Consider the following 15360-nt stretch of genomic DNA (forward strand, 5'->3'; position numbering starts at 1 on the left):
TGAACATGCAAAGTAAACACTTACTTAGCTTGTTTAGCCTTGTTTTGTTCACTATTTATAAAGGAGAAAAACTGCTGATCTTCACCGATAAAGTGTCCCATAACCAGCTCTGAAGAAACAAAACTAAACAGCTCTTCCAGAGTAAGCTGAGAATTATTAAATCTTTCGACAAGCTGATGCACCTCATTTAAAAGCGCCATATGCTCTGCTGCATGGGCTAACGTTTCGGAATAGCCCGCATCCTTTAATATTTCCTCTTCGTCCCGGAAGTGCTGCTCCATCTCTTTCAGAAATGCGCTCATCGCTTCTGAAACCAGCAGGCTATCGTCGCTTGAAATAAAGGTTTCCATTAACTTATTAGAAGATTCGAAAATCATTTTATGCTGAAGATCGATAGTCTCATTGCCAGAGCAGTATGAATCCTGCCACTTCAACCGGATAAACTTGCCCTCTGTACTTTTTGCAGCATCCGCTTCTGCTTCAAACTCGGCTCTGTTCCGTCCGGAATTTTTAGCCCTGTACAGAAGCCTGTCAGCCCGGACAACCAGCGCTTCTTCACTCAGTTCATGCACACAGCGTGAAGACACAACACCAATACTGACACTAACCCGCCCCTCCGGTGAGCGTTCATGTGGAATACTGGTATCCTGCAATTGCTGCAGTATTCTACGGGCAACCCTTCTTGCGCCCTTTATTCCCGTTTCAGGCAAGATACAGGCAAACTCCTCACCACCATAACGCGACGCGATATCTGCCGGGAGAACAATGCTATCAGAGATGATCTTAGCAACCTGCCTGAGACATTCATCGCCCTTTACATGACCATAGAAATCGTTAAATGGCTTAAAATAATCGATATCAAGTAAAATCAGAGACAACTTTTCTCCGGAGCGGCAGTGCCTCAGATACTCGCTGGCAAAAACCTCATCAAAGTGTCGCCGGTTAGCAATTCCTGTTAAGCCATCGGTAATGCTCAAAGCCGTAAGCTGGTCGTTAGACTGCTCCAGTTTTCTCTCCACCTTTTTACGAACATGCAGCTCGCGTGACTGACTCTTTACCGCTCTCTGAAGTTTGTCAACCAACACGGTATGGAAGCGCCATGTGGTCATTACCAGAAACACACCGTTAATCAAAAGTGTTCCCAGAGCGGCAATTAATGCCGTCTGGTAAAATTTAACCTGCGCGTTCGCCTGTAAAACACCTTCTTTGGTCCGGATATCAATCGCCTCAAGAAACTCATTGATGGGCACCATAATGTTTCTTTTGGCTTCATGGTATTCCGGCCCGTAGAGAATATTTCTTGCCATTACCGGATCAGGCTTACCTGTCACGATGAAATTCCCGTCCCGATCCTGAAACTTGCCGACCATTGCATTCATTGCAATCTCTTCAAGGTGCACCAGCTCATCAGAATTTTGCTGAGCCTGATTCAACAACAGGAACTCACTTTCGGTAAATCCGGCCATGAGCATAAGGGCTTCCAGTGACGCTTTCTCACCATCAGGGAAGGGAGCTTTGGGAGCATCAACTGTCATAAAATCCCAGTAGATACGCTCATAGTTTTCTGGTCGGGCTTTTTCACCATTTCGGATCGCAAGAATATCCCAAAAATACTCTTTGAACTGAGAGTTCTCTGAAACCGCATAGGAGCGAACCATCCGGGTCAGATCATCTGAGCTTTGCCTGAGCTGATCAGCAAGCTGGTAGGATTCATAGCGAAGCGTGGTCGCGGTTTTAAACTTTTCCTGACCAACGGCCTGCATTCTTAACAGATAAGCAGAAACCATCACCAGACTTATCAGAAGTATCACTTCTGCAATAATCAGGATAAGCAGTCTCTTCTGATTGTTACATATGCTCTGCATTCACTGGCCCGGGTTAAAAGTCCTCTATTAATTTTATGTGCTAACGCTTTAACGTCAAAAAACAGAGCAGAATAAAACGTGCCTCAGTCAAGCTTTCCGCAATCAAATCAAAAAAATAGGAACACCCATAGCCGTGATGTGAGATGACTCTCATACAGAATCCAAATTGTATGATTTTATGTCAGATAGCACTATTGCAATGAAGGCCCCCTCCTCCTATAAGCATTAAAAAAGGTGAATACAATGGAACTGGTAGCAACGAGAGCGGACGACTGGCAACTTTACAGAGCTGGCGAAAAATACTTTGAATCAAAGGTAAAGCTGAGTGAAGAACAACTGGCAACCGATGGTGAAGAAGTCCTGATGACCTCAGGTAACCTAAAACAGTTAGCCTTTAGTAAAGATTCTATTAAAAGTTGGTTCAACAAGAGTGAAACTGAAGATGATTTTGCAAAAGTCCTCAACGCTCTGGAGCCAATCATCGTCGAGTTCTGGCAAGAGAAAAAACTAGAATCCTGGATCATGGAAATATACTAATCCAGACTGACCACTCCCTCCGTTCCGGTTTTTGCCCCAACCGTAATAACAGAGATCGATAACGAAAGAGCCTCACGGCTCTTTCTGACTACTGGTATTAGCCCATATGCCTGGCTAACAAGGCTGTGACTGCATGCTTGCTGGTTTTTGCAATTTTCTGCATAAAGGGAAAGCTTGGATTGCTGATGCCCTGCAGCTCCAGCTCATTGACCATCAGCATCCACAAACGGGCGGTCATCTGCGAATCGGCTAATGCCCGGTGAAAGATGCCATCATTTTCTATCTGCTTAAAGTGCACCAGGTCACCCAGTTTATGGGTTGGGGAGTCCTGAATAAGCCGTCTGGCCACCAGCATAGAACAGGCAAACTGGCCTGGGTAGGTCACACCGATGCGTTCAAATTCCGCATCCAGAAAGCGCTTATCGAAAGAGGCGTTGTGGGCGACCAGAGGAGTGTCACCAATAAAGTCTGCAAACTCTGCCATTACCTCTGCGCAATCCGGAGCATTCTGCAGCATCGCATTGCTGATCCCGGTATAGCCCTCAATAAAACCACTTACACGAAACCCGGGATTCATTAGCTGCTGAAAAGTATCCGTTACCTCTCCGTCTACCAGCTTAACTGCACCTATCTCTATCGCCCTGTCTCCCATATTGGGTGAAAGGCCTGTGGTTTCGAAGTCGAGAACAATGACGGATTTTGCCGATAGCTGCATGTAGGAAGTCCTGGATAAAGCAAAAAGGAAACTGATTATAACGCTTTTCGGGAATAACAAAACGTACTTCAGTGGCCTATACGTTCTGCCTGTTTCTGCTCACGGTACTTTTTCATAACTGTACTGTCAGGCTGATAAGCCGCAATCAATTCCTTCAGGACTCCCTTTTCCTGTAAATAAGTGTGGCTGCTCTGAAGTGCCGATACGACCTCAGCAGAGGTCTTGTTGCCTGTCACAAGCCAAAGCTCTTTTGATAGCTCATCTATCTTTAAAACCGGAACGTAGTCGTCTGGGTTATATCCGTACTGTTCCATCCGGTAGTAAAAGCTGGAAGCAACCAGTGGGGCGTAATCAATGCGATCCGCGCTGAGTAATTTGATCGCTCTGCGACCATAGGTCACCGTCATCACATCGGGACACTCAAGCTCCCTGAGCAAATCTTCAAAGGCACTACCGGACTGAGCTCCGAATCGGAAGTATTTCAGATCTTTAAGTGAAGATGCGACTTTTTTAGGGCCATCCACATGCCGGTACAGTGTGGTTTCATAGGGTGAGACTTCCCCTATCCACTGATATTTTTTCTCTCTCAGCTCTGTTCTTGAGATAGCAAACAGCAAAGAGTTTTCCGACTCCTCCACCGCCAGCATTGCTCTCTTCCAGGGAACAAAGTTCACATGCCGGATCTGCATCGGATGCGATTTTGCCGCTTCCTGCACAAGGCGCTGGATATATTCGATAACATACCCTCTGGGCTCATCATCCACCTGAACCTGCAGAGGGGGAAACTCATCCGTATATAAATCCAGTTCAACCGACTCAGAATGACTCAGCGTGGGGTAAAAAAGAGAGATAACACCACACAGGGCAAATCGCTTTAACTGTTTATTCAAATGACAAATCACGGCTTATTCACATCTAAGTCTATTGCGTTTAGTTTCAATATAGCAAAACAACCGGGTAAAGCTATGCAACAATTTACAATGTAAACTCACTTTGAAACTTCTCCACCGGCATAGGCATTTCAAAGAGAAACCCCTGAAACAGGCAGCTTTCGTACTCCTGAAGCAGTGCCAGTTGGGCCTCTGTCTCCACCCCTTCCACAACCACATCCAGCTGAAAAAAGTCCGCCATAGACATAATCGACTGCACCATCAGATGTGACTGTTTATCGATAAAGATATCCTTGATGATGGTGCGGTCTATTTTTATCTCATCTACCGGAAGCTTTAACAGGTTGCTTAAAGAGGAGTATCCCGTCCCAAAGTTACCCAGTGAAAGCTTCACTCCAAACTTCTTCACATCACTCAGTTTACTGACTGTCTCATCGATATCTTTTAAAAAAGTACTCTCTGAAACCTCCAGAGTCAGCTTGCTTTTATCAACCGGATACTTGTCGATGATAGCGTAAAAATCCGACACAAACTTTGAGTGCCATATTTGCTTGGATGACAGATTTACAGAAATATTCAGATGTTCCGTCTCAGGAGCGGACTGCCACTCCTGCAGCAACTGACAGGCTTTTTCCAGAACCATATGCCCTAACGGAACGATAAGATTGGTCTCTTCCGCTATATCCAGAAAAGCTCTTGGCGCTAAAGCCCCCATGGTGGGATGTAACCAGCGCAATAGTATCTCACCGCCGGTCATCTCCTGAGATGAGTTATACCTGGGCTGCAGATAAGTCGTGAACTCATTTTCAGCATACGCTTTATGCACCGCTTTTTTCAGGACACTTGCTCTGTCCAGATCTAAGCGACTTTCCGGGCCGAATACTCTGATGCCATGCCCCGAGTTCCCCTTAGCTCTGCGCAAAGCGGACTCTGTCAGTCTGATCAGGTTCTCGGCAGAAGCTTCAGCGGAGTTAAACACCATGCCTCCAACGCTGGCGGATACAGAATAATCAACGTCAATGCCACAGCTTTCTTTTAACTTCACGGGCTCCGAAACCGCTAAGCTGATGCGCTCTGAAAATTTTTGGCTATAGGCAATTGCCAGCTTAGAGATGTCGTTTAAGTGGGGAAGAAGAATGGCAAACTTGTCGCCTTCAAAACGTGCAACACTTCCTTTGGCTCCCACCTCATTATCCAGTTTTTCCGCCACCACAGACAGCACTTCGTCACCAACCTGATAGCCATAAGTTTCGTTTAACAGTTTGAACAGATCTAAGTCCAGAAGCAGGAGGGCACTGTATTCCCGCTCGTGATCCCGCTCCTGTAATAAGCCTGAAAGCTTCTCCTCAAACAGAGTACGGTTGGCAAGAGTGGTAAGAGGATCGTAATAAGCAAGACGGCGTATTCTTTCCTGGTTGATTTTTGCCTCGGTAATATCCTGAACAATACCTATCATCCAGACCGGTTGTTCATTCTCAAACTCAACAATACCGCACCTATCCCAAACCCAGATAAGCTTGCCGTCAGGTCTTATTATCCGAAACTCCAAATCATAAGGCTCATTGCGCTCAATAAGCGCATGTAAGGCATTACCAACCCTTTCTTTGTCTTCTTCAAAGATACTTTCTTCAAAGTCCTTAAAACCATACTCTGTATTATGAATACCCACAATTTTCTGAAACTGGGTATTGAAGGTAACGTCACCGGTGCGCATATTCCACTCCCAGAGACCTTCACCGGAGATATTCAGCACAAACTGGAGACGTTTGGTGTCTTTTTCACGATATGAATCAAGAACCGACACTGTTTTAGGCTCTGCTGTTTCAGTTACGGCTAGATCTAACGATTGCTGTTCAGCCCTCTCACTATCCAAAGCTCTGAGACTCTCAAGAGCCCGGTTGGCAAAAACAAATAAAAGCAGCAAGGTAGCAAAAGTCGCTACAAAGATACTTAACTCCTGCTTGTGAGAGAAAGATAAAACAATAAAATAAACCGCTGAAAAGCAGGCAGTAAAGATAACCAGAGCCTGTATTTTGCTCTGCTCTGGATTAATTTTAGGAATGTAATTCACCGACATCATTACCCTCCATGGTACAGATAAACCACGCGTATCCCGACGCTAACCTGCAATCATGGAGAAAATGTGGAGATTTTGCATGCAGGCTCATCTTTGTGACAGACAACAAAAAAAGCAAGTAGCGAACTACTTGCTTTTCTCATAATTAATAATCAATTGAGAGATTAAGATACTGTTTCAGGTTCTTGATCCACTTCAACATCTTCAATGCTCTTATCAACCGCTTTCATCAGTAGCAGACCAACACCACCAACGATTGCGCCACAAAGAATGAAGATAAATCTTCCCAGCATAGGGTTCGGCAGCAGAACCATCAGCATAATACCCAGACCAGCAATTGCGATTAGTCGGCCCAGCATTTCACGCTGCTTGTTGTCCAGTTTCTTCTGAGCAGTGGATTCAGCAACAAGTGGCGTTTCCAGGTTGCTGAAGAACTTGTCTACATCCTTCTGACGGTGCTCTTCAAGCGGCTTGTAGAACAGCGTTGACAGCAGGAAGAAACCACCGGTTAGCGAGATATGTCCAATCAGGCCGATAGCCACTTTAATATCAGACCACTCACGCTTAGTCAGCTCTTCAAGACCAAACCATGCTTCAACCATATCAGCGTTGATAACAAAGCCAACTACATAAGAAACGCCGGCACCAACAACCAGAGTACCCCAGCCAGCCCAGTCCGGTGTTTTCTTGATAAAGAAACCAAGGAATGCAGGGATTGTCATTGGGAAGCCAATCAGGGCACCTACGTACATCATGGTATCAAACAGACTCAGACCTTTTAGCGAGTTAATAAACATCGCCACCAGAATAATCAGAATACCGAACACGGTAGAGGTGATCTTAGAAACAAATACCAGCTCTTTCTCTGTCGCATCTTTGCGCAGTACCGGCTCGTAGAAGTTCTTAACGAAGATACCTGAGTTACGGTTCAGACCAGAGTCCATTGAAGACATAGTTGCTGCAAACATTGCTGCAACCAGCAGGCCAACCATACCGGCAGGCATATATTCACGAACAAAGTGAAGGTAAGCAAAGTCACCCGCTTTTTTACCTACATCAGGGTAGATTGAGTAAAGATCCACGCCTTGTCCTGCAACATACCAGGAAGGAAGGAACCAGATCATTGGACCTAAGGTCATCAGGCAGCAGGCAAGCAGAGCCGCTTTCTTCGCATTCTTAGAGTCTTTAGCCGCAAGGTAGCGGTATGAGTTAAGCATGTTGTTGGTAATAGAGAACTGCTTAATAAAGATAAAGAAGGCCCAGATACCAAAGATGCTCAGGTAGTTCAGGTTGTTACCGGATACAAAAGATGCACCTTCCTGAACCGGGAAGTTGGAAATAATCTCACCAACACCGCCACCCTCAATGATCGCAAATACAGCACAGGTAACGGTTACCGCCATGATGATAACCATCTGCATAAAGTCAGATGCAATTACCGCCCATGAACCACCGGTTACCGACATCGCAAGTACCACAGCACCGGTTACGATAATGGTTGTGTTCATATCGAAACCAAAGATACCGGAAGCGATAATAGCCAGAGCATTCAGCCATACACCCGCAGATACGATCGAGTTTGGCATACTTGACCAAGTGAATACCTGCTCATTGGTTGTACCAAAACGCATGCGGATAGCTTCAATGACTGTTACTACGCGAAGCTGTCTGAACTTAGGCGCGAAATATGCGTAGTTCATAAAGTAGCCAAATGCGTTTGCAAGGAAGATTACCGCTACAGCAAAACCATCGTTATAGGCCTTACCTGCAGCCCCTGTAAAAGTCCATGCAGAAAACTGAGTCATAAATGCAGTCGCACCAACCATCCACCAGAGCATGCTACCGCCCCCGCGGAAATAATCACTGGTTGTGTTTGTAAATGTTCTGAACATCCATCCTATTGCAATCAAGAACAGGAAATAGATGCAGACAATCATTGTATTGAGTTCCATCATTATACCTTTGTCAGTCAGACTAATTGTGTCGATAGTAACTATATAACGCCATCAATTTATTTGTACTACAATATGCCATTAACGTGACGACGATCTACTAAAAAAATCGCATTTGTCATACATATGGTCGAAATGTGCTTTTTAGGGCTGTAGAGGCTTGTGGTGACAAGCATAAGTCCTAAAGACCCCATTAACATTGGAGGTATCAAATTTTCGAAAAACCGACGGCAGATTAAGGCACTGATAAAACAGTAACAAACGACCTGCTGCAACTATGACAGCGCAACAATTCTTGTATTACAATAACCAAAGAAAAAAGGCCACATAAAAAATATGCAGCCTTTTCGGGAGTCAGATTGAGTAGGAATTAAATACCCAGAGCCTGCCCGCCACCAATCTGAACAGTTTCAGCTGTAATAAACGAAGCGTCGTCACTTACCAGGAAGGAGATCACTGAAGCCACTTCCTCTGGCTGACCAAGGCGGCCCAGCATGATGCTGTTTGCCCAGGAAGCAAACACTTCAGGCTTAGTTGATTTAATTTGTGCGTGGAAAGGCGTATCTATGGTACCCGGAGATACCGCATTTACACGGATCCCAACAGGGGCCAGCTCTTTCGCAAGTGCGCGGGTAAGGGTATGAACCGCCGCTTTAGAAGTACCGTAGATACCTGCACCCGGGCCACCAGCATTCCATGCCGCATTTGAAGTAAAGTTGATGATGGAGCCATTTTCAGCTTTTTTCAAAAACGGGATCGCCGCACGGGAAACGAAGAATGCACTATCAAGGTTCAGAGCCATAACTTTACGGAAGAACTCCGTGCTCATCTCTTCGATGGAACTACGTCCACCCAGGCCGCCGGCGTTATTAACGACAACATCGATTTTGCCGTACTTCTCACCAATAGCAGTAACGGTTTCAGTTACCGCCATTTCATCAGTAACGTCAAAACCGTAATATTCAGCCTTAATGCCCTGCTCCTGTAATTCAGCAACACACTTTGCGCCCTGCTCGTTTTCAATACCATTTAAAACTAGGGTATAACCATCTTGACCAAGTCGCTTTGCAACCTGAAAGCCGATACCACCGGTCGCACCAGTGATTAATGCAATTTTCTCAGACATATCCATACTCATATAAAATTAATTAACAATAAGCCACCCTGTGACTTTTACCGGATGCAGCTTATATACGACACAAACAACTGTAGTTAAATACTACAAATAAAACAAGTGGAGCAAGAAAATTCTTGATGAAGATCTCTTTACTGAGAAAACAGGAGCCCAGGAAAAATAGATAACACCATTTTCAAAACCAATAACTTTCTTTTAAAAACAATGAAATACAAGAAAAACATTCACTAAAGACGTCTTCAGGCTTTTTCCAGGAATAAAGGCATGATGATGTATTACACCAGCAAAAAACAAACTTTTGTATTACAAAAAATATGGGTATTCTTCTATTTACCACAACAAACGGCCACAAAAAAAGCCAATGTCCGCAGACTATTGGCTTTTCAGTATGTTTGATTGTGCTTCGCTTATGCAGCTTCTTCCGGCAGACGGTGTTTTGTAGCCTGAAGGTGAGATGCTGATGCGTCACGTGCTTTTTCCGAGTCACCAGCCATGATGGCATTGTAGATTTCCTGGTGCTCTTTGATGCAGGTACTTCCCTCTTCCGAAGAGTGACGGATAAAGTTAACAAACATAGTTGACAGAATATTGCCGAAAGGCAGGAAGAAATCATTTCCTGTGGATGAGAAAATCAGCTTGTGGAACTGCATATCAATATCTGTCCACTTCTCGGCATCAAACTCATCCGCGTTGGCAACATCCACCATTTCCTGAAAAACAGAAGAGAGCTCCATTCGCTGCTCTGCCGTTGCATGCCTTGCAGCAAGCGCGCACGCTTCTGGCTCAATTGCCCTGCGAAGACCCAAAAAGCGAATACAGAACTCATCCACATCCATCAGGCCTTCCATCCACTCGATAAGCTGAGAGTCGAGGAAGTTCCACTTAGCCCGTTCAACAACGCGGGTACCAATTTTCGGCCGGGACTCCAGCAGCCCCTTTGATGTCAATAATTTTACTGCTTCACGCAATGCAGTCCGGCTAACCCCAAACTGCTCGCAAAGCGCCATTTCTCCGGGGATCACGCTGCCTTCAGGTAGCTTTCCCGAAATAATGCTTCTCGCTATTTCTCTTGCCACCTGAACGTGCAAGCTGCGTTTAGAACCCGCAATTGCGCCAAAACTACTCAAAATGTTGCTCCCAATAACCAAGATATTTTAATAATAGTTCAATCAACTAATAGACACTTAGTATTTATTGTAACAATAATACAAGAATTGCTCACGATAAATTAGCGATTGATGATATCTCATTGTTTAAAATAAGTAATGCCTGAAGAGAGACATACCACAAAGCGCGTTCATGTTACGTGACGAGCTTATCAAACCTCAAGCAAGGAAATGTTATAGTAATACAAATTAATTTTTCATTTTCAATATATCATAACGTCGACTATCTTTATGCTACCCGGGACACATTTCACAGCGAATTTGTAATGTCGGTCCGTACAATTTACTGTATTATTAATACCAACATAATACCTTTAGCCACGCTAGTTTATTCATGCCTGAACTTAATATTGATTCAACATATGGTGTAGTAATCATCAAGGACTTTAAGGCCGTTCACGCGGACGATAATTACGCCCGTATCTTTGGCTATGAGTCTGCGGAAGAGCTGCTTTCCAGTATCAGCTCCTTTTTGGATCTTATCGATCCTGAGTATCATGATTCCGTCAGGAAAAACTTTTATCGGATGCTCAGTGGAGAAATCACGCCAAAAGGGAAAACTTTTACTAACTACGATCGTAATGGCAGGAAGTTCAGTGTATTTACCGTAGATCATGTAATTGAATGGGAAGGAGAACCGGCTATACAGGTTACGGTTATCGACCTCTCCATGGTAGAAGAGGCAAACCGAAGAATTAGAGAGAACGATCTCAAATATAAACGCCTGATTACTACGTCTGGACAGGGGATTCTGGTACACAGAAACTTCAAACCCCTGATGGTTAACCAGGCTTGGGTAGACCTCATGCATGCACCATCTATCGATTACGTTATAAACAATGTAAATGTATTCGATTTTATACCTGACGACGCCCGTGAACTCGCCCTAACGAGGTATGACGATATTATCCGGGGAAAAGTGGAAGGGTTTCATCACATAACAGAAAATACCTGTTTCGATGGTAAGCAAAGATATTTTAACGTCTACGATAATCTGATCGACTGGGATGGTGAGCCGGCCATTCAGGCAGTCATTGAAGATGTAACAGAAAAAGTGAAATTAGAGCAGGAGCTGGAATACAAAGCCACTCATGATCAGCTAACTGACCTACTCAACAGAGAAGCCATTTTTAAGTGGCTCAACGACTCTCAGAGCACCAAGGGTGCCCTTGCCTGCCTGCTAATCGATATTGATGACTTTAAGTCTGTAAATGACAGCTATGGCCATTTCAGCGGAGATATGATTATTCAGAGCATCGCCGGGCAGTGCCGTGATTTTGTTGGCGAGAACGGCGTTGTCGGGCGCTGGGGAGGCGAAGAGTTTATCGTCTTTATCCCTGGCATCACTAAAGAAGAAGCCATAGAAAAAGCAGAAGCTCTGCGTAAAAAATGCAAACTGCGCAGCTACGAAGTTGATGGTCACAAGATACGCCGGACTATAAGTGTTGGGGTTGCCCATCAAAACAAACCCAATGAAGATATCATCAAGCGGATCCCCACCAGCGACAAAACGCGGATTAATAAACTGATTCGTAAGGCCGATCAGAAACTCTATGAAGCCAAAGCAAAGGGCAGAAATCGTGTGGAGTGCTAGTTGGATTAACACATAAGAAAAACCCCGTTACATCCGTAACGGGGTTATAGTCTTACTCGCAGCAATCCGGCTACTAAGTGTGCTCCATGCATCTAATCCATGATAGTGTGCTGATTCCTTCAGCTTAATCCTTTCGTCGCCTTCCTAGCGGTGTCCTTGATCTTATCCTGATCAGCTAACAATCCTCGTTAGCGCACTTCACTTGTTCCCTGAGCGGTGTCCCTTACATCATCCTGATGTTCAGTCCCTGCCTCTTCCTGAGGTGTCCCGGTTCGCTCTCCTTGCCGATTACTCATCCTGAATAACCGAATCTTCTTCCTGAAGATAACCAATCCGTGGTGCTTTCCTGTTCCTTTGTCTGCGTCCTGCTGACAAGTTAAATATTACTCATATCCGCTAATTCAGCAAGGAGCATGAAATGGATTACAACTGCATAAACATTCACCAATCCTGCCTAAGCCCTTTATACACAAGGAATTTGATACAATCCGTTAACAATATGCCATACATCAAAACTACATTAACTTACGTCTTTGTAAGAGATCTCGCACAAGTTCCGGCTCTTTTATCTCAAGCTATTTTTCTGCTGATTTTTTAAAAGTGCCCTTAAACACATCCGTTTTGTGCAGAATCAGATCACCACTGCCGTTAATTTCGTATGGAATGCCCTGAGACGGCAGATTAAAATCATCACCTGAAACATTGCTGAACCGGATAACGCCCCTGTCCAGCCTGTAATCAGCCGTGCCGACCAGCACTTTCTCGCTGGTGAGAAAAATCATTTTCTCTACCATCAGATCTTCACGGGCTTTTACCTGTTTTCCGTTAAAGGTGTAACTTATCGTAGAACTGACGTAGGAAATGCTGTCATAAATAGAGGCAGAAAATACATACTCTCCGCTAGGTATCTTCTTTGTACGCGGCTTTTTCCAGGAATCACTGAACTGGACTTCCTTACCCATAAACTTATCCGGGTGGTTAAAACGCACCTTATCTACATCTATCTGTATCAGAACCAAAGGTAAACCGATAATAAGTACCGCCAGAAGGATCAGAAATATCTCTTTGGGAAATGGCTTTTTTTGTTTCATCTCGTTCACTTCTTTATTTTTTATTCAGATTGAACTCTCTCTCATCTTTATATAGACCACAGAGTGAACAAGATGGCTATTCCTCTTCACATAAACGGAAGATTCTTATTCAATTCATTGATTAAAGCTCTCCTCTTATACCAATACCAGTAATTAGCTGTTCAGTGATTGCGCAGGAAAAACCGTTAACTGATTTTACGATTCCTCTATGGCAAGGTAGTATGCAGAGCTGACAGCAACATAGGAATACAAATCCGTGCAATACGTAAAAATCAAAGATGCCATTGTTGAACAGATAGAGTCAGGAATGCTGATCCCGGGCCAAAAACTTCCGGCAGAGCGAAAACTGGCTGAAGCCTTTGATACAACACGTGTTACCCTGCGCGAAGCGCTTTCCCTGCTGGAGACGGAAGGGCGAATCTACCGTGAAGACCGGAGAGGCTGGTTTATATCACCAGAGCCGCTTCGCTACGATCCCAGCCTCAGGCAGAACTTTCATAACCTGGCGCTCTCTCAGGGACGAAAACCGGAAACCAAAGTCATCTCAGCCAAAAGTATTCTGGCAACCAGAGAAGCGGCAAAGCTGCTGGATCTGCCCCCGTTTACCGACGTCTATTCTCTTGAACGGGTTCGTTTTCTTGAACAGCGCCCGGTTGTGTATGTCAGACACTATATCCGGCAGACAGCTTTTCCCGGCCTTCTGGATCACCAGCTTGCTACATCACTGACCGATATCTACCGCGAGCACTACGATATCAGCTATCAGAAAACCCGCTATAAAGTGAGCGTGACTTCGCTGACTGAAGATATCGCTCAACTGCTTCATGCAACGTCCGGTACCCCGGCCATGCTGGTGGAACGCCTTAACTACAATCAGGACGGCGCCCTGATTGATGGCAACTTTGAATACTGGCGGCACGATGCCATGTGCATAGAGTCTTTAGCAGAGTTGATGTAGATGCTTCACTTATCGCCGGTTCTTCTCTAAAATCCCGCCATTGTTGTACTCCATATGAGTTGTAAGTAAGGATGAATAAAAATATTGCTACCAATCTGGTTGCCCTGGCTGTGCTTGCCTCCGGTTATCAGATGCAGAACGATCTTATTTTATACGCAGGTCTGTTTGCGTTTTCTGGCGCAGTCACCAACTCCCTCGCTATCCACATGCTGTTTGAAAAGGTGCCGGGACTTTACGGCTCAGGCGTTATTCCGGCCCGTTTTGAAGAGTTCAAAGCAGCCATTAAAAACCTGATGATGAGCCAATTTTTTACCGGTGAGAACATTGATAAGTTCCTGAGTCAGGAAATGTCAGGAGGCATAAAACTTGAACTGGAACCGGTAATAGAGAAGATTGATTTTGAGCCTACCTTTGATTCACTTGTAGAAGTAATCGCGAACTCATCCTTCGGCGGCATGCTGGCAATGTTTGGCGGAACAGAAGCCCTTCAGCCACTAAAACAGCCTTTTGTTGAGAAAATGAAAGAATCTGTGGCAGATATCAGCCAGAGTGACAATGTAAAAGAGGCGATAAAACAGCAGCTTGAACAGCCTAAAATGATGACTGAAATCCAGGATAATATTGAAAACATTATCGACCAGCGCCTGAACGAGCTAACCCCGAAACTGGTTAAGCAGATGGTTCAGGAGATGATCAAAGAACACCTCGGCTGGCTGGTTGTGTGGGGAGGCGTCTTCGGCGGCCTGATCGGCGTGATCTCTTCGTTTATCGCATAAGTTTACACTGTAAAACCCAAAGCCAGCTTCCACAGCGAGCTGGCTTTTTCTTTATACCTGCACCCCATAGCCCCATAGCCCCATAGCCCCATAGCCCCATAGCCCATCAAACCATAACCAAATAAAACACAGAAACAAAAACGCCCTGCAGAAATAAAATTCCATACAGAGCGTTCTCGTATTAGTAGAATTTTGTCGATATTAATGAAAGCTAACCTGAGTCGTTTCATCAACATGCTGTACACCATGTGTACCTGTGTGGCCTGTCTCAATATGCTGGCAATTACAGACTCTGCAATATTGCTGCAGTTCCATATTATAGTAATGCTTTCCGCTAGCAATCTGGCCAAGTAACTGAGCAAACTTTCTGGTGAAAGGTGCTGACTCGTCTACGTTGCGGCGCATAACAGATTTATGAGGCGTTATCTGCTTACACGACTGACAATATAGATCTGGCATTTTTTGGACCTCTTGCTACGTTTCGTTCAAATAACTGAGTAATTAATCGATTGCGCAAAGATAATAATGGATTTCAACCGATAATTTATCTTTTTTGTGCAAAAAAGAGACATTTTTGCGACATGAGATCACAAAATCATAAGCA

Annotated in this window: 14 protein-coding genes; 4 read left to right on the plus strand and 10 right to left on the minus strand. The window is 44.6% G+C overall.

Annotated elements, in window-relative coordinates:
- Positions 1 to 20: 20 nt before the first annotated feature.
- Positions 21 to 1865: a diguanylate cyclase gene (locus L3Q72_RS20065; RefSeq protein WP_275132329.1), complete on the minus strand. Its 1845-nt coding sequence runs from the start codon at positions 1863 to 1865 to the stop codon at positions 21 to 23.
- Positions 1866 to 2108: 243 nt separating this feature from the next.
- Between L3Q72_RS20065 and L3Q72_RS20070 the strand changes: the two genes are divergently transcribed.
- Positions 2109 to 2402 carry a hypothetical protein gene (locus L3Q72_RS20070; RefSeq protein WP_275132330.1) on the plus strand — a complete coding sequence of 98 codons (294 nt, stop codon included), beginning with the start codon at positions 2109 to 2111 and terminating at the stop codon, positions 2400 to 2402.
- A 97-nt stretch (positions 2403 to 2499) separates the two neighbouring features.
- Here L3Q72_RS20070 and L3Q72_RS20075 read toward each other — a convergent pair whose 3' ends face one another.
- The 6 genes from L3Q72_RS20075 to L3Q72_RS20100 form a co-directional block, all read right to left on the minus strand.
- Positions 2500 to 3117, minus strand: coding sequence for a 3'-5' exonuclease (locus L3Q72_RS20075; RefSeq protein WP_275132331.1), 618 nt, complete (start codon positions 3115 to 3117; stop codon positions 2500 to 2502).
- A gap of 68 nt (positions 3118 to 3185) precedes the next feature.
- The gene (locus L3Q72_RS20080; protein ID WP_275132332.1) at positions 3186 to 4007 is read right to left on the minus strand and encodes a transporter substrate-binding domain-containing protein; all 822 of its coding nucleotides are present in this window, start codon (positions 4005 to 4007) and stop codon (positions 3186 to 3188) included.
- Between the two features lie 85 nt (positions 4008 to 4092).
- Positions 4093 to 6087 (minus strand): EAL domain-containing protein, encoded by a 1995-nt coding sequence (locus L3Q72_RS20085; protein ID WP_275132333.1) that lies wholly within the window; start codon positions 6085 to 6087, stop codon positions 4093 to 4095.
- Positions 6088 to 6248: 161 nt separating this feature from the next.
- Positions 6249 to 8036, minus strand: a complete 1788-nt coding sequence (locus L3Q72_RS20090) for a sodium:solute symporter family protein (RefSeq protein WP_275132334.1) — start codon at positions 8034 to 8036, stop codon at positions 6249 to 6251.
- 370 nt (positions 8037 to 8406) lie between these two features.
- Positions 8407 to 9162: an SDR family NAD(P)-dependent oxidoreductase gene (locus L3Q72_RS20095; protein WP_275132335.1), complete on the minus strand. Its 756-nt coding sequence runs from the start codon at positions 9160 to 9162 to the stop codon at positions 8407 to 8409.
- A gap of 416 nt (positions 9163 to 9578) precedes the next feature.
- Positions 9579 to 10301, minus strand: a complete 723-nt coding sequence (locus tag L3Q72_RS20100; protein ID WP_275133760.1) for a FadR/GntR family transcriptional regulator — start codon at positions 10299 to 10301, stop codon at positions 9579 to 9581.
- Between the two features lie 370 nt (positions 10302 to 10671).
- Here L3Q72_RS20100 and L3Q72_RS20105 point away from each other — a divergent pair, with 370 nt between their 5' ends.
- Entirely contained in the window at positions 10672 to 11931 is a 1260-nt protein-coding gene (locus L3Q72_RS20105; protein WP_275132336.1) for a diguanylate cyclase, read from the plus strand.
- Between the two features lie 575 nt (positions 11932 to 12506).
- Here the strand turns inward: L3Q72_RS20105 and L3Q72_RS20110 are convergent.
- On the minus strand, positions 12507 to 13022 hold the full coding sequence (locus L3Q72_RS20110) for a hypothetical protein (RefSeq protein ID WP_275132337.1): 516 nt from the start codon (positions 13020 to 13022) through the stop codon (positions 12507 to 12509).
- 256 nt (positions 13023 to 13278) lie between these two features.
- Between L3Q72_RS20110 and phnR the strand changes: the two genes are divergently transcribed.
- Positions 13279 to 13980 carry a phosphonate utilization transcriptional regulator PhnR gene (gene phnR / locus L3Q72_RS20115; protein ID WP_275132338.1) on the plus strand — a complete coding sequence of 234 codons (702 nt, stop codon included), beginning with the start codon at positions 13279 to 13281 and terminating at the stop codon, positions 13978 to 13980.
- 71 nt (positions 13981 to 14051) lie between these two features.
- Positions 14052 to 14756: a DUF445 domain-containing protein gene (locus tag L3Q72_RS20120; protein WP_275132339.1), complete on the plus strand. Its 705-nt coding sequence runs from the start codon at positions 14052 to 14054 to the stop codon at positions 14754 to 14756.
- Between the two features lie 2 nt (positions 14757 to 14758).
- On the opposite strand, the gene L3Q72_RS20125 is transcribed toward L3Q72_RS20120, so the two are convergent.
- Positions 14759 to 14992, minus strand: coding sequence for a hypothetical protein (locus tag L3Q72_RS20125; RefSeq protein ID WP_275133784.1), 234 nt, complete (start codon positions 14990 to 14992; stop codon positions 14759 to 14761).
- The gene (locus L3Q72_RS20130; protein WP_275132340.1) at positions 14958 to 15215 is read right to left on the minus strand and encodes a hypothetical protein; all 258 of its coding nucleotides are present in this window, start codon (positions 15213 to 15215) and stop codon (positions 14958 to 14960) included. Before L3Q72_RS20130 ends, L3Q72_RS20125 begins: the two co-directional genes overlap by 35 nt.
- Positions 15216 to 15360 lie beyond the last annotated feature (145 nt).

This window comes from Vibrio sp. JC009, assembly GCF_029016485.1.
GTDB lineage: Bacteria > Pseudomonadota > Gammaproteobacteria > Enterobacterales > Vibrionaceae > Vibrio.